This window comes from Staphylococcus auricularis, assembly GCF_001500315.1.
In the GTDB taxonomy this organism is placed as follows: domain Bacteria; phylum Bacillota; class Bacilli; order Staphylococcales; family Staphylococcaceae; genus Staphylococcus; species Staphylococcus auricularis.
In genome coordinates this window covers 98,490-125,355 of record NZ_LLER01000004.1, presented here as the reverse complement: position 1 = coordinate 125,355, position 26,866 = coordinate 98,490, and the positions used below count along the sequence as shown (strand labels likewise).

General features: G+C 36.0%; 21 protein-coding genes, 1 pseudogene and 1 riboswitch. Of the genes and pseudogenes, 13 read left to right on the top strand and 9 right to left on the bottom strand.

The window, feature by feature from the left end; translation table 11 throughout:
* Positions 1–2,051 (top strand): bifunctional lysylphosphatidylglycerol flippase/synthetase MprF (gene mprF / locus APS80_RS03180; RefSeq protein ID WP_083498152.1); only part of this gene is annotated, 2,051 nt, incomplete at its 5' end.
* Positions 2,052–2,453: 402 nt separating this feature from the next.
* Here the strand turns inward: mprF and msrA are convergent.
* Positions 2,454–2,975: a peptide-methionine (S)-S-oxide reductase MsrA gene (gene msrA / locus APS80_RS03175; RefSeq protein ID WP_059106839.1), complete on the bottom strand. Its 522-nt coding sequence runs from the start codon at positions 2,973–2,975 to the stop codon at positions 2,454–2,456.
* A gap of 141 nt (positions 2,976–3,116) precedes the next feature.
* Here msrA and APS80_RS03170 point away from each other — a divergent pair, with 141 nt between their 5' ends.
* Positions 3,117–4,079, top strand: a complete 963-nt coding sequence (locus APS80_RS03170; protein ID WP_059106838.1) for an LCP family protein — start codon at positions 3,117–3,119, stop codon at positions 4,077–4,079.
* A gap of 59 nt (positions 4,080–4,138) precedes the next feature.
* Here APS80_RS03170 and APS80_RS03165 read toward each other — a convergent pair whose 3' ends face one another.
* On the bottom strand, positions 4,139–4,327 hold the full coding sequence (locus APS80_RS03165; RefSeq protein WP_059106837.1) for a 2-hydroxymuconate tautomerase: 189 nt from the start codon (positions 4,325–4,327) through the stop codon (positions 4,139–4,141).
* Positions 4,328–4,535: 208 nt separating this feature from the next.
* On the opposite strand from APS80_RS03165, the gene APS80_RS03160 reads away from it, so the two are divergent.
* The 4 genes from APS80_RS03160 to APS80_RS03145 all read left to right on the top strand — a co-directional run bounded on the left by APS80_RS03160 (position 4,536) and on the right by APS80_RS03145 (position 9,952).
* Complete coding sequence (locus APS80_RS03160) at positions 4,536–5,798, top strand: Y-family DNA polymerase (RefSeq protein WP_059106836.1); 1,263 nt, start codon at positions 4,536–4,538, stop codon at positions 5,796–5,798.
* A 261-nt stretch (positions 5,799–6,059) separates the two neighbouring features.
* Positions 6,060–7,094, top strand: coding sequence for a M42 family metallopeptidase (locus APS80_RS03155; RefSeq protein ID WP_059106835.1), 1,035 nt, complete (start codon positions 6,060–6,062; stop codon positions 7,092–7,094).
* A gap of 309 nt (positions 7,095–7,403) precedes the next feature.
* The gene (locus APS80_RS03150; RefSeq protein WP_059106834.1) at positions 7,404–8,672 is read left to right on the top strand and encodes an aminoacyltransferase; all 1,269 of its coding nucleotides are present in this window, start codon (positions 7,404–7,406) and stop codon (positions 8,670–8,672) included.
* A 20-nt stretch (positions 8,673–8,692) separates the two neighbouring features.
* Complete coding sequence (locus APS80_RS03145; protein WP_059106833.1) at positions 8,693–9,952, top strand: aminoacyltransferase; 1,260 nt, start codon at positions 8,693–8,695, stop codon at positions 9,950–9,952.
* Positions 9,953–11,332: 1,380 nt separating this feature from the next.
* On the opposite strand, the gene APS80_RS03140 is transcribed toward APS80_RS03145, so the two are convergent.
* On the bottom strand, positions 11,333–11,713 hold the full coding sequence (locus APS80_RS03140) for a LapA family protein (protein ID WP_059106832.1): 381 nt from the start codon (positions 11,711–11,713) through the stop codon (positions 11,333–11,335).
* 218 nt (positions 11,714–11,931) lie between these two features.
* Between APS80_RS03140 and pepF the strand changes: the two genes are divergently transcribed.
* Positions 11,932–13,743, top strand: coding sequence for an oligoendopeptidase F (gene pepF, locus APS80_RS03135; RefSeq protein ID WP_059106831.1), 1,812 nt, complete (start codon positions 11,932–11,934; stop codon positions 13,741–13,743).
* A 196-nt stretch (positions 13,744–13,939) separates the two neighbouring features.
* Here pepF and phoU read toward each other — a convergent pair whose 3' ends face one another.
* The 6 genes from phoU to cvfB all read right to left on the bottom strand — a co-directional run bounded on the left by phoU (position 13,940) and on the right by cvfB (position 19,864).
* Positions 13,940–14,590 (bottom strand): phosphate signaling complex protein PhoU, encoded by a 651-nt coding sequence (gene phoU / locus APS80_RS03130; protein WP_059106830.1) that lies wholly within the window; start codon positions 14,588–14,590, stop codon positions 13,940–13,942.
* Between the two features lie 6 nt (positions 14,591–14,596).
* Positions 14,597–15,451 carry a phosphate ABC transporter ATP-binding protein PstB gene (gene pstB, locus APS80_RS03125; RefSeq protein ID WP_059106829.1) on the bottom strand — a complete coding sequence of 285 codons (855 nt, stop codon included), beginning with the start codon at positions 15,449–15,451 and terminating at the stop codon, positions 14,597–14,599.
* A 57-nt stretch (positions 15,452–15,508) separates the two neighbouring features.
* Positions 15,509–16,426 carry a phosphate ABC transporter permease PstA gene (pstA, locus tag APS80_RS03120; RefSeq protein WP_059106828.1) on the bottom strand — a complete coding sequence of 306 codons (918 nt, stop codon included), beginning with the start codon at positions 16,424–16,426 and terminating at the stop codon, positions 15,509–15,511.
* A 4-nt stretch (positions 16,427–16,430) separates the two neighbouring features.
* Positions 16,431–17,360: a phosphate ABC transporter permease subunit PstC gene (pstC, locus tag APS80_RS03115; RefSeq protein ID WP_059106827.1), complete on the bottom strand. Its 930-nt coding sequence runs from the start codon at positions 17,358–17,360 to the stop codon at positions 16,431–16,433.
* Between the two features lie 192 nt (positions 17,361–17,552).
* Positions 17,553–18,545, bottom strand: a complete 993-nt coding sequence (locus APS80_RS03110; protein WP_059106826.1) for a phosphate ABC transporter substrate-binding protein PstS family protein — start codon at positions 18,543–18,545, stop codon at positions 17,553–17,555.
* Positions 18,546–18,964: 419 nt separating this feature from the next.
* On the bottom strand, positions 18,965–19,864 hold the full coding sequence (gene cvfB, locus APS80_RS03105) for an RNA-binding virulence regulatory protein CvfB (protein ID WP_059106825.1): 900 nt from the start codon (positions 19,862–19,864) through the stop codon (positions 18,965–18,967).
* 280 nt (positions 19,865–20,144) lie between these two features.
* On the opposite strand from cvfB, the gene APS80_RS03100 reads away from it, so the two are divergent.
* The 6 genes and pseudogenes from APS80_RS03100 (at position 20,145) to dapD (ending at position 26,842) form a co-directional block, all read left to right on the top strand.
* Positions 20,145–21,749, top strand: a complete 1,605-nt coding sequence (locus APS80_RS03100; RefSeq protein WP_059106824.1) for an ABC-F family ATP-binding cassette domain-containing protein — start codon at positions 20,145–20,147, stop codon at positions 21,747–21,749.
* Positions 21,750–21,989: 240 nt separating this feature from the next.
* A riboswitch (Lysine riboswitch) is annotated at positions 21,990–22,166 on the top strand.
* An 87-nt stretch (positions 22,167–22,253) separates the two neighbouring features.
* Positions 22,254–23,458 (top strand): annotated as a pseudogene (locus APS80_RS03095) (aspartate kinase).
* 40 nt (positions 23,459–23,498) lie between these two features.
* A complete protein-coding gene (locus tag APS80_RS03090; protein ID WP_059106823.1) occupies positions 23,499–24,488 on the top strand; it encodes an aspartate-semialdehyde dehydrogenase in 990 nt (329 codons plus the stop codon).
* A 3-nt stretch (positions 24,489–24,491) separates the two neighbouring features.
* Positions 24,492–25,379: a 4-hydroxy-tetrahydrodipicolinate synthase gene (dapA, locus tag APS80_RS03085; RefSeq protein WP_059106822.1), complete on the top strand. Its 888-nt coding sequence runs from the start codon at positions 24,492–24,494 to the stop codon at positions 25,377–25,379.
* Complete coding sequence (gene dapB, locus APS80_RS03080; protein WP_059106821.1) at positions 25,376–26,098, top strand: 4-hydroxy-tetrahydrodipicolinate reductase; 723 nt, start codon at positions 25,376–25,378, stop codon at positions 26,096–26,098. Before dapA ends, dapB begins: the two co-directional genes overlap by 4 nt.
* A gap of 21 nt (positions 26,099–26,119) precedes the next feature.
* Complete coding sequence (dapD, locus tag APS80_RS03075) at positions 26,120–26,842, top strand: 2,3,4,5-tetrahydropyridine-2,6-dicarboxylate N-acetyltransferase (RefSeq protein WP_059106820.1); 723 nt, start codon at positions 26,120–26,122, stop codon at positions 26,840–26,842.
* Positions 26,843–26,866 lie beyond the last annotated feature (24 nt).

Below are 26,866 nucleotides of genomic sequence, written 5' to 3'. Positions count from 1 at the left end.
CCTATCCTTGGATAAAGTGGCTGGTATATGTCGTTGCGCTCTTTTTACCTATCTTCGTGATATTTACAATTGTTAAACCGGTAACCGCTAATAATCGATTGGTAGGCGTCTACTGTACTATCATCTCTGGTCTTGAGTGGGTTGCAGCCGCTTCAGTGTTATACATGGCGCTGAACATTGTAGGATTAGACGTACCGTTTACAACGTTCATGGGCATCTTTATTCTCGCAGCTATTTCAGGTTTAATCAGCTTCATTCCTGGGGGATTAGGCGCGTTTGACTTGGTGCTGTTACTGAGTTTAAAGACACTTGATTTAAGTGAAGAAAAAATATTACTCGCATTATTACTGTATCGTTTTGCGTACTATTTCTTCCCAGTGCTCATCGCATTAATCTTATCTGTATTTAAGTTCCCGCGTGCGGCTAAAAAGTATATGACTGATCTTAAATTCCTTGTGCCAGCGAAGGATTTAACTGCTTTTCTCATGTCATTCCCTAAGGATGCATTAGTGAAAATTCCCGCGCTTGCGATGAGTTTATTACTTCTCTTTACAGCATTAGTGTCCTTTTTAAATAACGTGAATATCATATATGAAGGACTGTCAGATAAAAATGCGGTTGTTTATTATATTATGTTTGCGATTCATACTGCAGGGGGCTTGTTATTACTCATTAACGTTGTAGGTGTATTCAAACTGTCTAAACGGGCGATTCTTTTCTCGATGATTTCTCTCGTATTATTGTTTGTCTCAACAGCTGCCTCGTATACTTCATATATTTCACTATTTTGGGTCACTGCGATGTTCATTTTATTATTATGGTTTAATAAAACGAGCAAGGTTCTAAAAAGAGCATTTAGATGGTCGAATTTAGTCGTTACTTTACTCGTGGGATTTATCATGCTTTACCTCAATCATCTACTCATTAGTACGACGGTAGAGGCATTTAATCTTTATCAGATAGAGTCACAACTCGAAGTGAATACATCGATCATTCCGTATTACTTTTGGCTTACCATCTTTGTAGTGACTCTTATCGTGGTGCTTATCGTTTGGCGTTTTGAACGTAAGTATAGTTTACGTCCGAGTGGAGAAGATTTAGATGTTTGTAAATCTATTGTTCAACAACATGGCGGAAGTTATTTAAGTCATCTTATGCATAGTGGTGACAAACATTTTTATATCGATCGTGATGAAGAAGCCTTTATTATTTATAAGTATAAGCATAATGCTTACATTGTGTTAGGTGATCCGATTGGTAACGCAGACTACTTTGAGCAACTGCTAACAGATTTTTATCATTATGCGCATTACTTAGGTAGAGATATTATTTTTTATCAAGTTTCAACGCGTTACATGTCTCTTTATCATAATTTCGGTAATCAGTTTTTCAAATTAGGAGAAGAAGCGATTATTGATCTCTCTGAATTTTCAATTGCCGGTAAAAAGAAACGCGGTTTACGTGCTACGTTGAATAAGTTGAATGAATTGGGCTATCAATTTGAAATGTTAACGTCACCTGTAACGCATGCTACGATGCAACAACTGAAAGCAGTCAGTGATGATTGGTTGGACGGAAGAAAAGAAATGCATTTTTCAGTGGGTGCTTTTGATCCTGATTATTTAAATGAGGCTGATATAGCAGTGATTAAGGATAAAGAAGGCGAGATTATTGCTTTTTGTAATGTCATGCCAACGCATTTTGAAGGCACGATTTCAGTTGATTTGATTCGATGGCGTACAGATATAGATGTACCATTGATGGATGGTTTGTATCTTCATATGTTGTTGTGGTCGCAAGAACAAGGTTATCGTTACTTCAATTTAGGGATGGCAACCCTATCTAATGTAGGACAGGTACCATTTTCATTTATTGGTGAGCGAATTGCGGGCCGTATTTTTGAACATTTTAACGGGTTGTATCGTTTTCAAGGTTTACGCCGTTATAAAGAGAAGTATAAACCAATTTGGCAATCACGCTTCCTTGTGTATCGCAAGCATACCTCGTTAATAGAAAGCATGTTTAAAGTCATGCGTGTGATTAGAAAATAGCATAAAAAAATAACCAATGCCCTAGCTAAAGCATTGGTTATTTTAATTGAAGTACTGATGGGTATCATAGTGGACAATGTTTACTCGTAGCAAAGTATGCATCGACAATGACAGTTCATCATATACTCTTTAAATATCATTTTAATTCTAACTATACGAAGTAGACCTTAAATGGATAATGGTCTATCAATTATATTATCACTTTTAGTAAGCGTTTACAACAAGGATATTCAACTTTACAAAAGATTAATAGTTGTCAAATTCACCAATGGTTTATAAATGACTTTCATAAATAAACTTTAAAAAACAATAAATTTATTTAATGTGGATGTTAAATTAGATTTTGTCATGTTAAACTGAAAGCGCAAAACTACCGTGTGCATGTTCTGAAATGCTGCGACATTATTGTTCGTTTTGACGTTCTTCCATTAATGCTTGACGTTGACGTTGTTGTTCTGCGTAACGCTCTGGATGCGTCTTATAAAAATCTTGATGATATGATTCTGCTTCGAAAAATTCTGAAGCTGGTAACACTTTAGTCGCTATAGCTTTATCTCTATCATAAGTTTGGGCTAGTTTAGCGATATAGTCTTCTGCCAGTTGCTTTTGATTTTCATTGGTGTAAAAAATAGCGGTTTGATATTGTGGGCCTCTGTCTTGGAATTGACCTTCCGCATCGGTCGGATCAATGACAGAGAAGAAAATATCGAGTAATTTGTGATAAGAAAATAACGCGACATCATATTCGATTTCGACTGTTTCATAATGTCCCGTATTGCCTTGTTTAACTTGTTCATACGTAGGATTGTCTACGTGACCTCCCATGTAACCTGAAGTTACTTTTTCGATGCCATCGTAGGTGTCAAATGGTTTCACCATGCACCAGAAACATCCCCCTGCGAAATAAGCTTTATTGATATTCATGTCCGTCCCCCTCAAAAATATTGGACTTTAGATGTATTTATTTAGATATCGCTTGATTTTTATACTCTTTTTATATAACTTTAGTATGTGTCAATTATAGTACATAGCTAGGTAATTTTGAAGATATAAGGTGCGAATAAAGTGAATGAAGAAAAGAAACAAAGCTCAGAAAATGAAGTAACATATCGAAGAACGAAGAAGAAAAAGGTTAAAAAATTACCTTTAATCTTATTAGTCGTCGTATTACTGTTTTTAGTTGTCATCGGTTATGGTATCCATGGATATCACTCAGGTATTCAATATGCGAAAGACCACGGAAAGAATATGAAAGTGAAACCATTTAATGGTCCGGTGAATAATGATGGTAAACTGACAGTGATGGTACTCGGTGCGGATAAAGCACAGTCTGGCATCTCTAGAACGGACTCAATCATGGTTGTACAGTATGATTATCTTCATAAAAAGATGAAACTACTCTCAGTCATGCGTGATATTTATGCTGATATACCTGGACATGGACAGCATAAGATTAATTCTGCCTATTCTATCGGCGGACCCGAATTATTACGGAAAACATTAAAACAAAACTTAAACATAGATCCTGAGTATTACGCTGTGATTGATTTTACCGGCTTTGAGAAAATGGTAGATGAATTAGATCCTAACGGTATTCCAATCAATGTTGAAAAAGACATGTCAGAAAATATTGGGGTATCATTGGAAAAAGGACAACATCGTTTGAACGGGAAAGAGTTACTCGGTTATGCGCGCTTTAGACATGACGAAGAAGGTGACTTTGGTCGTGTGAGACGTCAACAACAAGTGATGCAGGCGTTGAAACAAGAATTAGTTACGCCTGACACAGTGTTGAAATTACCTAAAGTTGCGGGTATTTTACGAGGCTATTTAAATACGAATATGTCCGATACGACATTGATGCAAACAGGCTTAAGTTTCGGTGTACGCGGAGATAGAAATGTGAATACACTCACTGTTCCTGTGAAAGGTTCTTTCCAAGATATCGATACAGCTGCTGATGGTAGCGCGCTCGATATTGATAAAGATACGAACAAAAAAGAAATTGAAAAGTTCTTAAATGATTAAAAAGTGATAAAACCCGGTAAGACATGATGTAACATGACTTGCTGGGTTTTTTGCATGCATTAAGATTGTTCAGATTTTCTTACGCCACCGACTGCATAGTGAGATTTTTTCATTTCCTCAATAATGACTTGGATAGCATCTCTATCTGCGTTTGTTGTTTTTTCTACGGCGTTTGTTACTTCTTCTACGAGTGCTTTAAGTTGCTCGTCTGAACGACCTTCTAATAATTTTACATTGACGATTGGCATGGCTCGTCCCTCCTTAAATAATGATTCGAGTTGATTATAACACACGCGATACGAAATATTTAAAATAGAACTTTTGTTCGCTATAGTATTGAAACAGAACAGGTGTTCGTATAAAATAGAACTATACAAAAAGTTCAAAGCGTATATTGAGAATGAAAAAGCCATTCTAACTTAGTAAAGATAAATGATAGATTAGGGGGAGCGAGTCATGTATGACTATAATCTATTAGAAGATAGGGATGTATTATGTATAGACCAAAAAAGCTTTTTTGCTAGCGTATCTTGTATTCAAAAAGGATTAGATCCAACAAAAGTGAAACTCGCAGTCGTAGCAGATACGAAAAGACAAGGTTCTGTGGTACTAGCAGCCACACCTGCTTTGAAAGCGATGGGGGTTAAAACAGGTTCACGTTTATTCGAAATTCCACACCACAACGATATTTATATTATCAATCCGAGCATGCGTAAATATTTAGAAGTGTCATTACAAATTTCTAAAATTGCTTTGCGCTATGTGGCGCCGGAAGATCTACACCAATATAGTATTGATGAATTCTTTATGGACGTAACTGATAGTTATCATCGCTTTAGCAGTACTTTATATTCTTTTTGCGATAAGTTGAGAAAGGAAATTAAAGAAGAGACACAAATTGATTGTACGATCGGCATTGGTTCGAATATGTTACTCAGCAAAGTATCTATGGATGTGGAAGCGAAACACACACCAGAGAAATTAGCTGAATGGCGATATCACGATGTGCCTAATAAATTGTGGCGTATTCAGCCATTGAGTGAGTTTTGGGGCATTAATAAACGGACAGAAATGAAATTAAATAAACGCGGTATTTTTTCGGTAGGAGATTTAGCAAATTATCCCTATCAGTATTTAAAACGTGATTTCGGCATCATAGGCGTTGACCTACATTTACATGCTAACGGTATCGATAGTAGTCGCGTCCGTGATAAGTATAAAGTGACCAATCCTTCTATTTGTAAAAGCCAAATACTCATGCGTGACTATAAATACGATGAAGCCAAAATCGTGATGCAAGAATTGATTGAAGATGTAGCGACCCGCGTGCGCCAACGTAAACAACTCGCGCGGACAATTAGTTTTTCGTTTGGCTATAGTGATGTCGGTAGCGTCCACAAACAATATACGTTAGACGAACCTACCAATTTAGAAAAGGATATATTTAAAGTCGTTGAGTATTTTGCTGATCAATTATGTGATCAAAGTGCCTTGTATCGTACATTGAGCGTGTCATTAACCCAATTTGTAGGAGAAGAAACTCGTCAGCTTAATTTATTTATCAATGAATATGAACGTAAACGGAATGAACGCTTAGCCAAAACGATCGATTATTTACATCAAAAATACGGTAAAGGCAGCGTATCGAAAGCTATTTCATACACTGATGCAGGTACAAAACACAATCGATTAGGTCTAATGGCAGGACACAAAATGTAAAACGTTACAAAAACATTTTATTTTAGTTAAATATAGAAATGTTATGTAAACCTAATATGTATAAAAGGGTGACCTCTCTACACTTTATACTCATCAACGCCTGATCATTCACCATACATTTTTATACGTCTCATACTGTGGCTTAAGGAGGGGATCTGAATGGGGATGATACTTCTTGATTACAATCTATTTTGAATATCAATTAAGTATCATTTTTACTGGATTCTCGTTACAATTGAGGATAAAGAAAGGGTGATTGAGATGGAAAACGAAATTTTAGATACAATTAAGTCGCTGACAGAGATTAATAGTCCGTCAGGGAATGCTGAGCGTGCAATTCAATTTGTGAAAAAAGAAGCTGAAGCGTTAGATTTTGAAACTGAAACGACAAATAAAGGTGCATTACTGATTACAGTGCCAGGGGACAATGATAGTGAACAACGTGTTGTGACTGCACACGTGGATACGTTAGGTGCAATGGTCAAAGAGGTTAAAGCAGATGGACGATTAGCATTATCTCTGATCGGTGGATTTAGTTATAATGCAATCGAAGGGGAATACTGTGAAATCGAGACCGCTTCAGGTGAAATATACACAGGAACGATTTGTCTCCATGAAACAAGCGTGCATGTTTATCACAACAATGATGCAATTCCTCGTGATGATGAGCATATCGAAGTCAGATTAGATGAAAAAGTGCAATCCAAAGAACAAACTGAACAGTTAGGTATCAGTGTAGGGGACTTCGTTAGTTTTGATCCACGTACACAAATCACACAATCCGGATTTATTAAATCACGCCACTTGGATGATAAAGCCAGTGTAGCGATGATTCTTGAATTATTAAAAAAATTAAAAGAAGAACAAATCACTTTACCGCACACAACACAATTTTACATTTCAAATAATGAAGAAATCGGCTACGGTGCGAATGCTTCTATTTCTCCTAAAATCAAAGAATTTATCGCATTAGATATGGGAGCATTAGGCGATGGTCAAACTTCTGACGAATATACCGTTTCAATCTGTGCAAAAGACGCTTCTGGCCCTTATCATAAAGTGTTACGTCAACAACTTGTGGATTTATGTAAAGCAAATGATATTCCTTATAAAGTCGATATCTATCCATTCTATACTTCAGATGCTTCTGCAGCACTTAAAGCAGGCGCTGATGTGAAACATGGTTTATTTGGTGCAGGGATTGAATCTTCACATGCGATGGAACGTACGCACTTAGATTCTTTAAAAGCGACACAACAATTGCTTTACGCATACTGTTTATCAGAAATGGTATAGTGCAGGTTGAAGCGCAAACGACGATGATGTAATTAATGATGAATAACCTACCTATGCGTGCGTACATAGTGATAAGTACAATCCGAAGTAGGGGATAACGGCTTCAAAAATCCAGCGAGTTAATATATTTGAAAATTAATCCTATAAATGAAAATAGTAGGGAATAGAAACAATGAGTAGCTTAAATAATTTAGCACATTGTAGTGACGCCTATTGATTTAGTTTTTATAGTGAGTATTGTATAATAGGTGAGGTTAAGGATTCCTACAAGAATCAGATAGAAATTTAGATATAATAGGAGTTATAATAATGAAATTTGTAAATTTAACAGCAATAGAATTTGGATCATTTGTTGATAACATGCCTAACAGCCATTTCACACAAATGGTAGGGAATTATGAATTGAAAATTGCTGAAGGCACTGAAACACATTTAGTTGGTGTTAAAGATAATGACAATCAAGTGATTGCAGCTTGTCTCTTAACTGCAGTCCCAGTGATGAAAGTATTCAAATATTTCTACTCAAATAGAGGGCCAGTTATTGACTTTGAAAATAAAGAACTCGTTCATTACTTTTTCAATGAACTTTCAAAATACGTAAAACAAAATAATGGTTTATATTTACGTGTTGATCCATATGTTGCTTATCAATATAGAAACCACGACGGCGATGTGATTGAAAACGCAGGCCATGATTGGTTATTTGATAAAATGAAACAATTAGGATATCAACATCAAGGATTCACTACAGGATTCCATCAAGAATACCAAGTTCGATTCCATTCTGTCCTAGATTTACGAGATAAAACAGCTAAAGATGTACTTAATGATATGGATAGTTTAAGAAAAAGAAATATTAAAAAAGTTAAGAAAAACGGGGTAAAAGTCAAATATCTCAGCGAAGAAGAACTACCGTTGTTCCGCTCATTTATGGAAGATACGTCAGAATCTAAAAACTTTATAGATCGTGAAGATAGTTTTTATTACAATAGATACAAGTACTATAAAGATCGTGTGCTTGTACCAATGGCGTATATTGATTTTGATGAGTATCTCAAAGAACTACATCAGGAACACGATGACTTAACAAAAGAAATTAACAAAGCTGAAAAAGACTTAGAAAAAAGACCAGATAATAAGAAATCATTGAACAAAAAAGAAAATCTTACTGAGCATTTAAAAGCAAATGAAAACAAAATTGAAGATGCTCAATCTTTACAACAAGAACACGGCAACGAATTACCTATATCTGCAGCGTTCTTTATCATTAATCCTTTCGAGGTTGTATATTATGCAGGTGGTACAGCAAACAAATACAGACATTTTGCAGGTAGTTATGCAATCCAATGGGAAATGATTAATTATGCATTAGAACACGATATCGATAGATATAATTTCTATGGTATTAGCGGTGATTTCAGTGAAGATGCAGAAGACGCAGGTGTAGTGAAATTCAAAAAAGGTTTTAACGCTGATGTAATCGAATATATCGGTGATTTCATTAAACCCGTTAACAAACCCATGTACAAAGTATATACTACATTGAAAAAGCTACAAAACAAACTCAAATCACGTTAATCAGAAAGGAATAGGTTAGAATGATATTTACGGAATTAACTGTCAAAGAATATGACAATTTTGTACAAAATCCAGCGTTAGAGAGTCATTATTTCCAGGTTAAAGAAAATATAGCGACAAGAGAACAAGATGGTTTTCAAGTTGTATTACTAGGAATCAAAGACGACGAAAACCAAGTGATTGCTGCGAGCCTTTTTTCTAAAATCCCAACAATGGGTAGTTATGTTTATTATTCTAATCGTGGTCCAGTCATGGATTATAGTGATCTAGGATTAGTGGATTTTTATCTGAAAGAATTAGATAAATATTTACAACAACATAATTGCTTATATGTCAAAATGGATCCATATTGGATTTATAATATTTATGACAAAGATATTAACCAACACGATGATGTGACTCAAAATGATGCTGTGGTTAATTTATTTAAATCATTCGGATACAAACACCATGGCTTTACGACGCAATATGATAGTTCAAGTCAAGTGCGCTGGATGGGTGTGTTAAACCTTGAAAATGAAACACCTAAAACAATCAAAAAACAATTTGATAGCCAAAGAAAACGTAATATTAATAAAGCGAAAAATTACGGTGTCAAAGTGAGATTTCTTGATCGTGATGAGTTCGATTTATTCCTAGATCTTTATCGTGAAACAGAAGAACGACAAGGTTTTGCATCAAAAACAGATGACTACTTCTATAATTTCTTAGACAATTATGGTGATAAAGTTCTTGTGCCATTAGCATATATCGACTTAGATGAATATGTCGAAAGTTTACAAGCATCACTTAACGATTTAGAAACACGTCGTGACCAAATGATGCAAAAAGAAAATAAATCAGAAAAACAATTGAAAAAAATTGCGGAACTCGATAAACAAATCGATCATGACCAAAAAGAATTGTTACATGCAAGTGAATTAAGACAAACTGACGGTTCTATTCTTAACCTTGCTTCTGGTGTTTACTTTGCAAATGCATATGAAGTGAACTACTTCTCTGGTGGTTCTTCTGAAAAATATAATCAATATATGGGTCCATATATGATGCATTGGTTTATGATTAACTATTGCTTTGAACATGGTTATAGTAGATATAACTTCTACGGCTTATCTGGTGATTTCACTGAAGACAGTGAAGATTACGGTGTATATCGTTTCAAACGAGGATTTAATGTACAAATAGAAGAACTTATTGGTGATTTCTATAAACCAATTAGAAAAGTGAAATACTGGATCTTCACAACATTAGATAGTATTCGTAAGAAAGTAAAAAAATAACTCATGTGATCGCAGTTATACACTTATATTGAAGTTGTTAAGTACGCCTTTGTTATAATTATGAACGAATCCTATAGCAAGGGCGTTATTTAATATATTGAGTTAAAAAAAGAAGTATTAAAAAAAGAAGCTACCAATTTCGATTGAAATTGGTAGCTTTTAGATTAGCCAAAGACTATGAGGTCTAAGGCATCACTAAAGTTCTAGGGTGGGTTGTATTACCAAAAGACATACCATATGTACTTTTGATAATTAAAGTGAATTTTATGAGATCATGACAATATACAGATATCGTTAAATAAAAAGCTATTGTCTTGATCTCATGTTTAGTATAGCACCATTAATTCTAATTGCAATAATGCAGTGACTAATGTATTTAATAAATAACTTATATTAGTAAACGATGATTCGAAACATTTATTAATTAGGAATACATACTAAACTTAACTGTATAAAATTTAGTTACCATTACTGAAAGCTAAATATATTATAAAACTAACCATTCAGTAGACTGCTTACTATATATTAAATTTACGCTGTAAAGAAAGTAGAAATTCAATATAGATATGTTATGTAAACCTATAGTGTATAATATACAGATTTTTAAACATTTATAACGAGGTTTTAGAGGTTTTAATGCTATGCGCTCTCTCGATATTGATTATGAATGTTTGAAATACCATCGTCAAACTTGCAAATGCGTTATATTATGAATCTTTAAAGACGAAATCATAACATTCTTTGCTTACAAACGTCATATTTACACTATATATGGATCTAAGAAGCTTTCATTCACGTATAGACTATGGTCGATACATTTAAGCAAGACTGTAAGTTTCTTAAATATAATGAGATCTAACAGTCACTTAGCATTTTATAGCTAGGCTTACTTATTAGCTATATAAAACTTTTAATCTTAGGCTGATTTCAAGTGATACGTTACAGCAACATTAAAGTAGCAGCATGTATGTATAACCACATAACAAACACAAATCATATGCTACAACAACGAAATATAATCATAAGACACTAATTAGTACTTAATGAAACATAGCTACATTTTTAAATCTCTTTTAGTTTACATAATATATATTATAGGAAGTTAGCATATAAGATACTTATCTGACACCTTCAATGCCTTCCAGCCATCCCCTCAACAAAAAAGAACTGATTATTTCAATCAGCTCTTCATTAACACTCATATATTTTTATACAACTTAAGCTCACAACATTTCAACACTAAACTCATTTTGCATCAATCTCTTAACTAAATTTAATCTCAGGTTATCTATGAACCAAATTTAATCTCAGTCCATCTTTGTACGATACTCAAATTTTCATCAACGCTGCACCAGACACTTTAACAATGATTTGCAACAGTTATCGACGTCGATGTCGCATTTGATCATAAAATGAATGGTCTTGTGGCTGATGATGATATGGTGGTTGCATTTGCTCACGTTTACGCAGTTGTTTTGCTAATTTTTTATCGCGGCGCTTACGTCTCCAATTACGTGTAAAGTACCACATTAAAAAGCTAATAATAAGACTGATAATAGCCATGAATGCTGCATAGCCAAGTAATGTTCTAAATGGAATATTTTCAAAATTTGGTATGATGAACGCTGCAACACCTAGCACTACAAAAGTCACTATCGCTGCTGTGAACCATCGTTGTAATGCCAGGTTGCAAAATAACGTTAATAGCACAACGCCGATCATCGTGTACATGACATAGTTTGGTAGATCGAATAGCGTCATAGGCAGATTCTCCTTTTCATATCTTTCATACGTTCCATGTATTAAATTTATTATAACATCGATTTGCTATGGATAAAGCATGCAACAACTTACACAGAATCGCTTTATGCTTTTAAAGTCACACTGCTTTAAAGCCGCGTGATACAGCAATCTGTTATGGTTTTATATTTGAGTTCATGTATAATTGAAATAAACAACAAATATAAGGGAGTGTTTATATGACTGAAGGATTACCATTAAGAAGTAATGTGCCTGAAGCTGAAACTTGGGATTTGACTGCCCTGTTTTCATCTGATGATGAATTTTATCAAGCTTTAGATCAATCTATTAAAGATGCACAAACATTTTATGATGAATATCGCGGAAAATTAGACAACAATACGACGATATTAAACGCACTTGATGAATATGCTAAATTACTCATCGAACTCGATCGATTAGGTAATTATGCAGAGTTACGTTTGAGCGTTGATACTGCGAATGAAGATGCGCAAACGTTAAGTGCCAAATTAACGACTTCTTACGGCAAAATTGCTAGCAAATTATCTTTTGTTGAGTCTGAAATATTAGAACTCTCTGATTCTGAGTTAGATGACTTAATCAGTGTTTCTGAGAATAAAAATTACTTAACAAAATTAAAACGTCGTAAGCCACACGCCCTATCTACTGAAGTTGAACAAGTACTCGCAAGTCTTACACCAACAACAGAAAGTGCTTATGATTTATACGGTACAACAAAAATGTTAGATATCTCTTTTGAATCATTTGAACATAACGGTGAAACTTACCCGCTTGATTATGCGACTTATGAAAATGAATATGAAGATCATCCAGATCCTGAATTCAGACGTAAGAGCTTTGCGAATTTCAGCGATGCGTTACGCAAATATCAAAATACCACAGCTGCGACCTACAACATGCAAGTGCAACAAGAAAAAATTGAAGCAGACTTACGGGGCTATGACTCTGTGATTGATTATCTACTTCAAGACCATGAAGTAACGAGAGAAATGTACGATCGTCAAATTGATGTTATTATGAGCGACCTCGCCCCTATTATGCAAAAATATGCGAAACTCATCAAACGCATCCATGGTTTGGATACGATGAAATTTGAAGACTTACAAGTTTCTGTAGACCCTACATACGAGCCAGATATTTCTATTGAAGACTCAAAACAATACATTTATGGCGCATTGAAAGTATTAGGTGAAGATTACTTAAACATGGTTGAAACAGCATACAAAGATCGCTGGATTGATTTTGCGCAAAATAAAGGTAAAGAAACGGGAGCTTATTGTGCAAGTCCATATGCTACACATTCTTACGTCTTTATCTCATGGACAGGTAAAATGACTGAAACATTCGTACTTACCCATGAATTAGGCCATGCGGGTCACTTTACTTTAGCACAAGCCAATCAACCATTCTTAGAATCAGAAGCTTCAATGTACTTTGTTGAAGCCCCTTCTACAATGAATGAAATGTTGATGGCAAATTATCTATTCAAGAATAGTGATGATCCTAAATTCAAACGCTGGGTAATCGGTTCTATTATTTCTAGAACTTACTATCACAATATGGTAACGCACTTATTAGAAGCGACATATCAACGTGAAGTTTACCGTAAAGTAGACCAAGGTGAATCACTCACTGCACCTAAATTAAATCATATTATGCGTGATGTATATGAACAATTCTTTGGTAATGAAGTACAAATTACTGAAGGTGCTGAATTAACATGGATGAGACAACCCCACTATTACATGGGTCTTTATTCATATACTTATTCAGCAGGTCTTACAATCGGTACAGTGATGTCACAACGTATTGAAAATGAAGGTCAACCAGCCGTAGATGATTGGTTGAACACATTGAAAGCAGGTGGCAGTGAATCACCGTCTAATCTCGCTCATATCGCAGGTATCGATATTACGACGGATCAACCATTAAAATCTACCATCAGCTATATTGGTAGTTTAGTGGATGAATTAGAACAACTCACTGATGAAATTGAAGCGAATGCGTAATTTAAAGTTAAATGAATAAATTTCATGTGCGCCCTATTACTCTATTAAATTTTTCAATCTAACGGCGCACATGAAATAAGAGGTATCGTACGGACTGAATTGTACGATACCTCTGTTATATATGAGACACATTTTTTTATTTAGGAAACATCATCAAAATAGGAAGGCGCCTATTTGATTTTAAATGGCTAATGATTTATTTATTGTAATTTTCGTACCGTGTACCTGTAAGGTAATAATAAATATTTTCTGAGATATCACCAATGTGATCCCCGATACGCTCTAAATGACGTGCAGCCAAATGTGCTTGTCCAGCAACAAATGGGTCATTATCGATAAGATAAGAAGTGTTAATGATATTTTTATATAAATCATCGATATCGTTATCTCGTTCGATAATTTCTTTGATGAGCAACAAATCGTTGTTCTTCACGGCTTCTTTTAAATCGGTTAACATGAGCAATGCTAATTTACCCATTGTTGTTAAACGTTTAAGCACGTAAGTATCTGTGATTTTAGCACGTAAACGGATATCTGCAATACTTGCTGCGTTATCCCCAATACGTTCAAAATTAGAAGCGATTTTTAGTGCTGCCATCATGAGTCTTAAATCGGATGCCACAGGTTGTTGTTTGGTGATCAATAAGATTACTTTTTCATTGATCTCAGTTTCTAATTCATTGATTTCACTGTCTTTAGCAATTGCGCGTCGTGCAAAGTTGCGGTCATCTATACTTAATGATTGTAAACCTAAATCGATATTGCGATAAACACGAAGGCCAAGTCGACGTAAATCTTTAATTAATTCGTCTAACTGGCCTTCATAATTATGTCTAATAATTGCCAATTGAAATCAGCCGAATCGACCAGAAATGTAATCTTCTGTTTCTTTGTCTGAAGGATTAGAGAAGATTGTATCTGTATCGTCGTATTCGTTTACATAACCATTAAGGAAGAATGCCGTTTTATCAGAAACACGAGCAGCTTGTTGCATGTTGTGAGTGACAATGATGATTGAATAGTTTTCTTTAAGTTCTTGTACGAGTTCTTCAACTTTCAATGTTGAGATTGGGTCGAGTGCTGATGTAGGTTCGTCCATTAAGATCACGTCTGGTTCGATGGCAAGTGTACGAGCGATACATACACGTTGTTGTTGACCACCAGATAAGCTGTAAGCATTTGTGTTTAAGCGATCTTTCAATTCATCCCAAATCGCTGCTTGGCGAAGTGATTTTTCAACGATATCATCTAACGTTTGTTTATCTTTAATACCGTGGATTTTAGGTCCGTAAGTGATGTTATCATAAATTGATTTAGGGAATGGGTTTGGTTGTTGGAAAACCATACCTACGTTTGTTCTTAATTTTTCTACAGAGTATTTGCTGTCAAAAATGTTTTGGTCACGATAGAAAATTTTACCAGCAGTTTTAACAGATGGTACAAGTTCTACCATGCGATTTAATGTTTTGATGTAAGTTGATTTACCGCAACCAGATGGTCCGATAATCGCAGTAACCGTATTTTCAAGAATATCTAAGTTGATATTTTTAAGTGCGTGGTTTTCACCGTACCATAAATCTAAATTTTTAACTGAATATACAACATCTTTATTTGCATCGTCTGTTGTTTTGTTATTCTCAGTTTGATTTTGAGTGGCTGTTTGATCTTGTGTTGTCTCTTGTTCTTTTGTTTCAGTTTGGTTTGCCATAATTAAAACTCCTTTGATCAAATTTATCTCTCACAGAGAAAAGTATGTGTTTAACTTTTAATATTTTTTACTGTATTTATTACGTAAGAAGATAGCGATGGCATTCATGAGTAATAAGATTACGAGTAATACGATAATACCGGCAGATGCCACGTTTTGGAATTCGTCTTGTGGTTGTTTTGTCCAGTTGTAGATTTGCATTGGTAGTGCTTGGAATTGGTCGAAAATACTTGATGGTAAACGTAATAGGATAGTTGGAATACCAATCAAGATCAATGGTGCTGTTTCACCTAAAGCACGAGATAATGCAAGGATGAATCCTGTTAAGATACCTGGTGTTGCTGCAGGTAATACAACGCGACGAATGGTTTGCCATTTATTACCACCGAGTGCATAAGATGCTTCTCTGACTGAGCTTGGTACTGCTCTGATCGCTTCTTGAGCTGCGACAATGATGACCGGTAAGATTAGTAATGACATTGTTAATGCAGCAGCGATGATTGAGTTACCTAAGCCAAGTGCTGGAATACCCATACCTCTAACGAAGATCGTAAGACCAAGTAACCCGAATACTACTGATGGCACACCAGCTAAGTTAGAAATGCTGACTTTTACGAAGTTCGTAAATGCATTGTCTTTCGCATATTCTTCAAGGTAAATTGCAGTACCTACGCCGAGGATAATTGAGATTGGGATGATCGTAATCATCAACCAAATTGTTCCGACTAAGGCACCTTTAATACCTGCCATTGAAGGCGTTGAAGAAGAGAAGTTAGTGAAAAAGTCTGGCGTTAAGTGTCCGACACCTTCTATCAACGTATGAATGATTAGCACTGCTAGAACAACTAATCCAATTAACGTACAAACGAAGAATGCCCATTTATTAAATTTATTGGTAGATAATCGTCCTGAAAGTTTTTTCTCAACTTTCTGCTGATCGACGAGATTTTGATTTGTTTTAGTAGATTCTGCCATGGGATTAATACTCCTCTCTGAAACGTTTCGTAATCCATTGAGAGATTATGTTCATAACGAGTGTGAATAAGAATAATGTGAAACCTACTGCATAGATGCTGTAGTAAACAGTTGATCCGAATGTAGCATCACCTGTTGCTACTTGTACTATGTAACCAGTCATTGTTTGAATTGAACCAGTTAAATCTAATGAAGCAGTTGGTGAAGAACCTGCTGCGAGTGATACGATCATTGTTTCACCAATCGCTCTTGAAATGGCCAATACGATAGATGCCATAATACCTGATGTTGCTGCTGGTAATACGACTCTTGTCACGACTTCGAATTTTGTAGCACCTAAACCAAGTGCCCCTTCACGAATTTTTTCCGGAACGGCTGACATTGCTTCTTCACTCATACTTGAAATTAATGGGATGATCATAATCCCAACTACAAGTCCAGGACTGATAGAGTTGAAACTGTCTAAGCTTGGGAATACAGCACGTAAGTAAGGTGTTACAAAAGTTAATGCGAAGAAACCAAATACAATGGTAGGAATACCAGAGAGTATTTCGAGGATTGGTTTAATGATTTTACGAGCGCGTTCTGAAGCGTATTCACTTAAGTAAATTGCTGCGCCAAGTCCAACCGGTACTGCGACGATGGTAGCAATTACTGTGATTTTCAATGTACCGATAATCAATGCCCAGATACCATATTTTGGATCAGAAGAGAACGGCTGCCAATCTTTGGTGAACAGGAATTCAGTAAGTGGAACACGTGTAAAGAATGTGATTGTTTCAGTTAATAACGTAATGACAATACCAATTGTTGTAAGAATGGAAATCAATGCGATAATTGCTAGAACAATTGGAACTATTTTATCGCTTTTACTATTGTTGTTGTTTGTGTGCTTTGCTATCTTTTCTCTGACGGAAGTACTTTGTGTAGCCATCCAATAACCTTCTTTCTTTTAAACTCCCCAATATAACTAAAAGATTGGGACTGTCTAGTAAAAACATGCCAGCCAGTACATAACTCAAGCATTCATTCATGTTTTCACTAGACAAGGAAATAGAGAGACAATTCTTTTAGCGCATCAATCTATTCCGGAACCCCAATCTTATGGATCAAACTATTTGATTAATTATTTGCTTTCTTCTTCGCTGTTATCGTCTTCACTATTGTCGTCTTCGCTATCGTCGCTATCTCCGATGATTTTATCTAATTCATCTTTTTGTTCAGTGTAGTCTTTTTCAGGAAGTGCAACGAATCCAGCTTCTTCAGCTGATTTACCTTTGTCATCTAATACGAATTTCATGAATTCTTGGAAAGCTTTGTTGTCTTTAAGTTTTTCTTCGTTAGTGTAGATGAATAATGGTCTGCTTAAAGCATAGCTTCCGTCTTGGATAGTTTCTTCAGTTGGTTCAGTTGTTTTACCATCTTCATCTTTGATTTTAACTTCTTTTAATTTGTCTTTGTTTTGTTCGTAGAAGTTATAACCGAAGTAACCGATACCTTGTTCATTGTCTTGTACTGATTGAACGATTACGTTAGTGTCAGCATTTTTATCTGCTTCGATGTCACCGTCGTCCATAACTTCTTCAGTGAAGAAGTCGAAAGTACCGTGTGATTGGTCTGGAGAGAAGGCTTTAATGTCTTCGTCTGGCCAATCAGAGTCAACGTCTTTCCAAGTTTTAGCTTTACCTGAATAAATATCTTTAAGTTGATCTTTTGATAATTCATCAACAAAATCGTTATCTTTATTGACTGTGATAGTTACACCGTCTTGTGCGATTTTGAATTCGTTATAGTCAATGTTTTCATCTTCTAATTTTTCTTTTTCTTCATCTTTGATTGGACGAGAAGCATTTGAGAAGTCAGTGCTTCCAGAGATGAATTTTTCAAAACCGCCACCTGTACCAGCAGTACCAGATGATAACTCAACGTCTTTGTATTCTTCACTAAATTTTTCGTTTAGTTTTTCAATGATAGGACCTACTGTTGAAGAACCGTCCCCTTTTACTTCTCCAGAAACGTCTTCGCCGCTTCCTTCGCTATCACCATTGCCTCCGCCACAAGCGCCTAACAATAATGAAGCGCCAAGTACAGTAGTACCAAATAATTGCCATTTTTTCATTGAAACATCCTCCTAAATAACATATAGTTGTGTGTGTTTATTTATATATGTATTTCTTACAGTTTTCATACTACATATTATTTATTAAGGACAAATAGAGTAAGTGTAAAATTTTTGTTAATATATTTGTTGAGAAATTTACAAAGTTTACAATTAGGTTGTATCGTGACTAAATTTTATGAACTATTGTGGTTATGGAAATAGACGTGATTGATTTACATCGATCCTGCATAGTTGTTCTAAAGTTTATTTTAATAGTAAAAAAACGTAAAAAAGCCAGGTAGTCATCTTATGTTAAGAAAGATTTAACTACCTAGCTTATGTTCTTATTCCATCTTAAGTTGTGAACTGTTTACTATAGAACTCAACATGGCTTTATATGAACGAGTTCTCTCATTATTGTAGGACTACTCATACCTTTAATCTGCTGCTTGGCTCCATCCCTTTTTCGTCAAACGAATTTTACCTGTTTCGATATCAATTAATTTATGTTTATATAAATGGCCAATCGCACGTTTAAATGAACCTTTACTCATATTAAATACTTCTCTAATTGCTTCTGGACTTGATTTATCCCAAAAAGGCAATTCGCCATCATACTCGACTAATAAATCAAAAATCACTTGACCATCATCATCTAACCGTTCATGCGCAAGTGGTAAGAATGAACCATTCAGTTCCCCTTTCTCATTATGACCGATAATACGGACATTAACAGCTTCACCTAATCTAGGCTCAGCTTTACGTTCAGATTGATGTACAAAAATTTTGTAACCCTCTTCAGATAGTAAGAAACTACCTGCACGTAGCAAACGATAAGGTCGTGCAGTGATTTCTTGATTAAGTAGCTCATCATCGTGCACGGGTGTGAAAGCTTGTTCGACGATCGACTCTGATGCGAGACGCGCAAACATTTGTTTTTCATGACCAATTCTTAGCGTGACGAATACGTAGTCTCCTTTTTCAGGCCATAACGATTTAATACGTGGTAGATCCTCCCAAGGGATTAACACTTCTCTCGGTAAACCGATATCCACATGGGCACCTTCTCTATCTGTACTAATCACTTTTACAAAATCGTATTTACCTTTCGTAATATCTGGCATATTTTGTGTTGCGAACAAATCTCCAGAACGGTTTGGATAAATAAAGAAACTATATTCCTCTCCTATTTCAAGCTCGTCCGACTCATTTACTTCTGATTGATTCAACTTCACCGTTTCACCATTAGGACCTTTTAATATATAGGTAGAACCTTGCATCGTAACTACTTCTAAAAATTCAATTGTCCCAACGATATCATTATCATCTCGTGCCATGTGTGCCTCCTACTTATCTGTAATATTGGGTTTTATTGTAACACGAATAGAGAGGATAAATCCATGCATGGAAGCTGTTTTAACTCGGTGCGCATGGTTTTGAAATGTAAGGCAATAACCTCTTAATTTCATTTTTCGTGCTAAAATGAATCTTGTAATGAATCTTGTAATGGATGTAGTCGTTTTGAAATTCAGTATTATATAGAAGAGAAACGGTCGAAACAACTACACAAATATGATATAATTTCCAAGTTAGAATTACGATAAAAGGAGTAAATGCATGTTACAAGTTAGTGATGTAAGTTTAAGATTTGGGGATCGTAAATTATTCGAAGACGTGAATATTAAATTCACTGAAGGAAATTGTTATGGTCTCATCGGTGCAAACGGCGCAGGTAAATCTACGTTTTTAAAAATTTTATCTGGTGAAATTGATGCGCAAACAGGCCATGTCTCCATGGGTAAAGATGAACGTTTAGCTATATTAAAACAAGATCACTTCGCATATGAAGATCAACGTGTGTTAGATGTGGTGATTCAAGGTCACGAACGTTTATATGAAGTGATGAAAGAAAAAGACGAAATTTATATGAAACCCGATTTCAGTGATGAAGATGGTATTAAAGCGGCTGAACTCGAAGGTGAATTTGCAGAGATGAACGGTTGGAATGCAGAAGCGGATGCAAGTTCCTTACTTTCAGGTTTAGGCATACCTGCTTCCTTGCATGATAAAAATATGTCTGAATTAGAAAACAATCAAAAAGTTAAAGTGCTCTTAGCACAAAGTTTATTCGGTGACCCCGATGTACTCCTTCTTGACGAACCGACAAACGGTCTCGATATTCCAGCAATTAACTGGTTAGAAGACTTTTTAATTAACTTTGAAAATACTGTGATTGTCGTTTCACACGACCGTCACTTCTTAAATAATGTATGTACACACATCGCAGATTTAGATTATGGTAAAATTCAACTTTATGTTGGTAACTATGATTTCTGGTATCAATCAAGTCAATTAGCAACTAAAATGGCTCAAGAACAAAACAAGAAAAAAGAAGAAAAAATCAAAGAGTTACAAGACTTTATCGCACGTTTCTCTGCAAATGCTTCTAAATCAAAACAAGCGACAAGCCGTAAAAAACAATTAGAGAAAATTGAATTAGATGATATTCAACCATCATCCAGACGTTATCCGTTTGTGAAATTCACGCCTGAACGTGAAATCGGAAATGATTTACTCTTTGTAGAAAATGTTTCTAAGACAGTAGATGGTGAAAAAGTATTAGATAACATTTCTTTCACTATGAATCCAAACGACAAAGCGGTGTTAATTGGTAAAAGTGAAATTGCGAAAACCACATTATTAAAAATATTAGCTGGTGAAATGGAGCCAGATGAAGGTTCTGTAAAATGGGGTGTAACGACATCACGCAGTTACTTCCCTAAAGATAACTCCGCTTATTTTGATGATGTTGATATGAACTTAGTTGAATGGCTACGTCAATATGCCCCACAAGATGAACAAACTGAAACGTTCTTACGTGGCTTCTTAGGCCGTATGTTGTTCAGCGGCGAAGAAGTGAAGAAAAAAGCAAGTGTGCTTTCTGGTGGTGAGAAAGTACGTTGTATGTTGAGTAAAATGATGCTCTCAAGTGCGAATGTACTATTACTTGATGAACCGACTAACCACCTTGACTTAGAAAGTATTACAGCGGTCAACGATGGTTTGAAATCATTTAATGGTTCAATCATCTTCACTTCTCATGACTTCGAATTTATCAACACAATCGCTAATCGTGTGATTGATATTGATCAACCTGGAAGTCTTTCTAAAGAAATTAGCTATAGAGAGTACCTTGAAGAAACTGGCTTATTAACTTCATAATAAGCGGCACAACAAACGACGACAAATAAATTAAAACTAATGCTTTTCCCTTCAATGACGATGATGTCTTGGAGGGATTTTTTTGGAGAATGCGCCCTCCTCTCACCTGCTAAAAGCAAGATGAATTGAAATGATATCGTCAGTCTTTTTATTTAAAATTTTCAGCTAATTGAAAAAAGTGTGTCAAATCTGTTTACAGAGCTAGTACTCCTATGTATAATGTGAAATATCATAATTAAATAATTTTGATGAGGCGCATCAATCATTAGTAAGTATGGCGTGATACTACCTGCAAGTAGCGCAGACTGAAAGGGTGAGATGCCGAAATGACTTACAATTGCAGTTGTACGTTGTTGGATTCTTAGGTTAAGAGCTGTGAATCTGTCATTATGAAAATAATGGAGTGCATCACTTGTATATAAACAAAGAGCAGGTTCGCACTTCCGAACTTGCTCTTTTTTATGGGCGAGCTTACTCCTTAATTAAAGAGGAGGTACTACAAAATTGAACAGAGCTGTTTTAAAATTTGGCGGATCTTCGGTCAGTGATTTTGATAAAATTAGGAATATTGCTAATACATTGAAATCGAGGGTAGATCAAGGTGAACAACTGATTGTTGTAGTCAGTGCAATGGGAAAGACGACAGATCAACTGATGTACAATGTCTCTCACCTCACCCACCAACCTAAAGAACAAGAAGTAGCTTTGCTACTCACAACGGGTGAACAGCAAACGATTTCGTACTTATCGATGGTGCTGAATGATATCGGAATTCGGGCAAGAGCGATGACAGGATATCAAGCTGGGATTAAAACGGTAGGTCACTATCTTAAAAGTCGTATTGCTGAGATTGATCCTTCTTTATTTGAAGAAGCATTTCAACAGCATGACATTCTCGTTATTGCAGGATTTCAAGGCGTTAATGAACACAATGAACTGACGACACTTGGACGTGGCGGTTCAGATACAACCGCTGTGGCCTTAGCTGCAAGCAACGGGATACCTTGTGAAATATATACCGATGTCGCAGGCGTCTATGCGACGGATCCAAGGTTGTATGAAGATGCGAAGCGATTATCCATCGTTTCATATGAAGAGATGATGGAAATGAGCGCATTAGGTGCTGGTGTATTAGAAACGAGAAGTGTCGAATTAGCAAAAAATTATCACATTCCTTTATATTTAGGAAAAACGTTATCAAAAGAGAAAGGAACGTGGATCATGCCAAGAACAGAGATATTAGAGAAAAAGCAGTGACGGGTGTCGCATTAGATACCCATATGGTACATGTGACCATCAGTTATCCAGAACCGTCTGAACAGTTATATACAGCGTTATTTAAACAATTAGATGAAGGTTCAGTTAATATTGATATGATTTCACAAATTGTGAATCAAGAAGGATTACAGATGTCATTCACAATTAAAGATAGTGATTCACAACAAATCACGACATTTTTACAGCAGTTATCAGAATATTTCAATGCTTTAGATTATACGATCAATGAATCTTATGTAAAAATATCGTTAATCGGCTCAGGCATGAGAGATATGTCCGGAGTAGCTTCGAAAGCATTCAGTACGTTACTCGCACATGATATTACCTTTTACCAAACGACCACATCAGAAATTAGTATTTCTTATGTGATTGATGCGGAAAATGGAGAACGAGCAGTCAAAGCATTGTACGAAGCGTTTGATATCGAGTAATTAGTTTCAACAAGAAAAATTCATATATGAGGTGTTTTTAATGACAAAAATAGCAGTAGTTGGTGCAACAGGTTTAGTAGGACGTAAAATGTTAGAGACTTTATCGAGAAAAAATATTCCCTACGATGAATTGGTGTTATTTTCTTCAGCAAGATCTGCAGGACAAACAATCGAACATGAAGGACAAACATACACAGTACAAGAGTTAACTGAAACAGCAGCAAGTGAACATTACGATTACGTGTTAATGAGTGCAGGTGGCGGTACAAGTCAACAGTTTGCCCCCCTCTTTGAAGAAGCAGGTGCAATTGTCATCGATAACTCAAGTCAATGGCGCATGACTGAAGACATAGATCTCATCGTACCCGAAGTGAATGAACCTGTATTCAAACGACACATTATCGCGAATCCAAACTGTTCTACGATTCAATCTGTAGTTCCATTAAAACTTTTACAAGAAGCCTTTGGAATACAACGTGTCGCTTATACGACTTATCAAGCTGTATCCGGGTCAGGGGTAAAAGTTAGAAAAGATTTAGCAGAAGGTGCAAACGGCAAAGCACCAGAAGCATATCCGCACCCTATTTATAACAACGTGCTTCCTCACATCGATGTATTTCTAGAAGATGGTTATACAAAAGAAGAACAAAAAATGATCGACGAAACGAGAAAAATATTAAATGATCCATCTCTTCGTGTAACTGCGACATGTGTACGTGTACCTGTCCAAGATAGTCACAGTGTTCACATGAATGTCACGTTAGATCAATCAACTACAGTTGAAGAGATCCAACAACTATTCGATAACGATTCGCGTGTAGTGCTTCAAGATAATCCAGCACAAGATGAATATCCACTCGCAGTTTATTCTACAGATAAAGATGAAATTTTTGTAGGACGTATCAGACGTGATGACAGTTTAGATAATACATTCCATATTTGGTGTACATCCGATAATTTATTGAAAGGTGCAGCATTAAACGCAGTTCAAATTTTAGAACAAGTAATGAAGTTGAAAGGAGCTAGATAACTCATGACACATTTATTTGAAGGTGTGGGTGTCGCGCTCGCTACCCCATTTACAGATAATGAAGTAGATTATGATACGTTAAAGCAACATGTACAATACGTATTGAGTCAAGGTGTACAAGCGATCGTCGTGAATGGTACGACGGCAGAAAGTCCAACGTTAACTTCATCAGAAAAAGACACAATATTAGAAACAGTCGTCAAACTTGTAGATGGTCAAATTCCTGTGATTGCCGGTACTGGTAATAATAATACCCAAGCCTCTATCGAAGCATCTCAACGCGCAAAATCTCTCGGTGCAGATGCCGTCATGTTGATCACACCTTATTATAATAAAACAAATCAACGTGGTTTGATCGAACATTTTACAACGATTGCAGATGCAGTTCAATTACCCGTCGTGTTATACAATGTGCCTTCAAGAACCAATATGACGATAGAACCAGATACAGTTCAGACGTTAAGTGAACATGATTATATCGTCGCTTTAAAAGATGCGACCAATGATTTTGATTACTTTGATGAAGTATATCGCCTTGTTGATACTTCTGAATTCACTTTACTGAGTGGCAATGACGATAACGTTGCTGATTTTTATCAAAAAGGTGGACACGGTGTCATTTCAGTGATCGCAAACGTCATACCAGGCGACTTTCAATCATTATATGAAGCGGCTCAACGTGGTGAAGATGTGACACGACAATTTCAACCGATACAAAACTTGTTACAAGCGACTTCAGTGGATGTGAATCCCATCCCAATCAAAGTACTGACTGCAGCTGAAGGATATGGAAATTATGAAGTGCGTTTACCACTTGTTCCCCTTCCAGAAAAAGAAAGAAATGTATTAGAAGAAGCCTATCAATCCTATAAAGCAGGTGTTAAAGCATGAAAATTTTACTTATCGGTTATGGTGCGATGAATGAACGCGTTGCACGCTTAGCAGAACAACGCGGACATGACATTGTCGGAGTGATTGTTCGTGACGCAACTCAATCGTATCCTTATCCTACTTTTGAACATATTTCAGAAGCAGAAGAAGCTGACGTAGCTATCGATTTTTCAAATCCAGAGCTATTGTTACCGTTACTTGACGAGACATTCAATTTACCGTTAGTTGTCGCAACGACAGGACAAAAAGATACAATCATTAATCAATTACAACAATTGGGTCAGGACATGCCTACGTTCTTTAGTGCGAATATGAGTTACGGCATTCATGTGTTAACTAAAATCTTAGAAGCAGCCGTGCCTCTCCTCAATGATTTTGATATCGAACTTACAGAAGCGCATCACAATCAAAAAGTCGATGCTCCAAGTGGCACTCTCGTAAAACTCTATGACGTCATTGATTCATTAAGAAATGATGTCACACCCGTATATGACAGACATGAACAAAGTGAAAAACGAACTGATAATGAAATCGGAATCCATGCGAAACGTGGCGGAACAATCGTAGGTGAACACGAAGTATTATTTGCGGGTACGGATGAAACCATTGAAATTACACATCGCGCACAGTCTAAAGATATCTTTGCAAATGGTGCCCTTACCGCAGCTGAAAAATTAATTCACAAATCAAACGGATTCTACACGTTTGATAATCTTTAATATCAAAGGAGTTTAATGATTATGGTACAACATTTATCGGCAGAAGAAATTATACAATATATTAGCGATGCTAAAAAATCTACTCCCCTCAAAGTTTACGTTAATGGAAACTTTGAAGGTGTGAACTTCCCCACTACATTTAAAGTATTCGGCAGTGAGCATTCAAAAGTTATTTTCTGTGAAGCTGAAGATTGGAAAGGCTTTTATGAACAGTATCAAGACCACTTCGAGGATTTAGAGATTGAAATGGATCGTCGCAATTCAGCTATTCCATTAAAAGATTTAACAAATACGAATGCACGTATCGAGCCTGGTGCTTTTATCCGTGAACAAGCCATTATTGAAGATGGCGCGGTCGTGATGATGGGAGCAACCATTAATATTGGTGCTGTTGTTGGAGAAGGTACAATGATCGATATGAACGCTACATTAGGTGGACGTGCCACAACAGGTAAAAATGTGCATATCGGTGCAGGTGCTGTACTCGCTGGTGTGATTGAGCCCCCTAGTGCTTCTCCTGTTGTTGTTGAAGATAATGTTTTAATCGGAGCAAATGCAGTCGTTTTAGAAGGTGTTCGTGTAGGTGAAGGCGCAATTGTTGCAGCAGGTGCGATTGTAACTGAAGATGTGCCTGCAGGTGCTGTCGTTGCAGGTACCCCAGCCAAAGTCATTAAACAATCTGCTGATGTAGATCATACGAAACGAGAAATTGTTTCAGCGTTAAGAAAATTAAATGATGAATAAATGGATGAGGTTATTTTCAATTTC

Excerpts from the sequence above, each read along its gene's own strand:
- pstA (WP_059106828.1), bottom strand. The coding sequence starts at position 16,426 with ATGGCAGAATCTACTAAAACAAATCAAAATCTCGTCGATCAGCAGAAA.
- dapD (WP_059106820.1), top strand. The coding sequence starts at position 26,120 with ATGGTACAACATTTATCGGCAGAAGAAATTATACAATATATTAGCGAT.
- dapA (WP_059106822.1), top strand. The coding sequence starts at position 24,492 with ATGACACATTTATTTGAAGGTGTGGGTGTCGCGCTCGCTACCCCATTT.
- APS80_RS03140 (WP_059106832.1), bottom strand. The coding sequence starts at position 11,713 with ATGACGCTATTCGATCTACCAAACTATGTCATGTACACGATGATCGGC.
- APS80_RS03150 (WP_059106834.1), top strand. The coding sequence starts at position 7,404 with ATGAAATTTGTAAATTTAACAGCAATAGAATTTGGATCATTTGTTGAT.
- APS80_RS03110 (WP_059106826.1), bottom strand. The coding sequence starts at position 18,545 with ATGAAAAAATGGCAATTATTTGGTACTACTGTACTTGGCGCTTCATTA.
- APS80_RS03100 (WP_059106824.1), top strand. The coding sequence starts at position 20,145 with ATGTTACAAGTTAGTGATGTAAGTTTAAGATTTGGGGATCGTAAATTA.
- dapB (WP_059106821.1), top strand. The coding sequence starts at position 25,376 with ATGAAAATTTTACTTATCGGTTATGGTGCGATGAATGAACGCGTTGCA.
- pstC (WP_059106827.1), bottom strand. The coding sequence starts at position 17,360 with ATGGCTACACAAAGTACTTCCGTCAGAGAAAAGATAGCAAAGCACACA.
- pstB (WP_059106829.1), bottom strand. The coding sequence starts at position 15,451 with ATGGCAAACCAAACTGAAACAAAAGAACAAGAGACAACACAAGATCAA.
- APS80_RS03155 (WP_059106835.1), top strand. The coding sequence starts at position 6,060 with ATGGAAAACGAAATTTTAGATACAATTAAGTCGCTGACAGAGATTAAT.
- APS80_RS03145 (WP_059106833.1), top strand. The coding sequence starts at position 8,693 with ATGATATTTACGGAATTAACTGTCAAAGAATATGACAATTTTGTACAA.
- cvfB (WP_059106825.1), bottom strand. The coding sequence starts at position 19,864 with ATGGCACGAGATGATAATGATATCGTTGGGACAATTGAATTTTTAGAA.
- msrA (WP_059106839.1), bottom strand. The coding sequence starts at position 2,975 with ATGAATATCAATAAAGCTTATTTCGCAGGGGGATGTTTCTGGTGCATG.
- APS80_RS03165 (WP_059106837.1), bottom strand. The coding sequence starts at position 4,327 with ATGCCAATCGTCAATGTAAAATTATTAGAAGGTCGTTCAGACGAGCAA.
- APS80_RS03160 (WP_059106836.1), top strand. The coding sequence starts at position 4,536 with ATGTATGACTATAATCTATTAGAAGATAGGGATGTATTATGTATAGAC.
- pepF (WP_059106831.1), top strand. The coding sequence starts at position 11,932 with ATGACTGAAGGATTACCATTAAGAAGTAATGTGCCTGAAGCTGAAACT.
- APS80_RS03090 (WP_059106823.1), top strand. The coding sequence starts at position 23,499 with ATGACAAAAATAGCAGTAGTTGGTGCAACAGGTTTAGTAGGACGTAAA.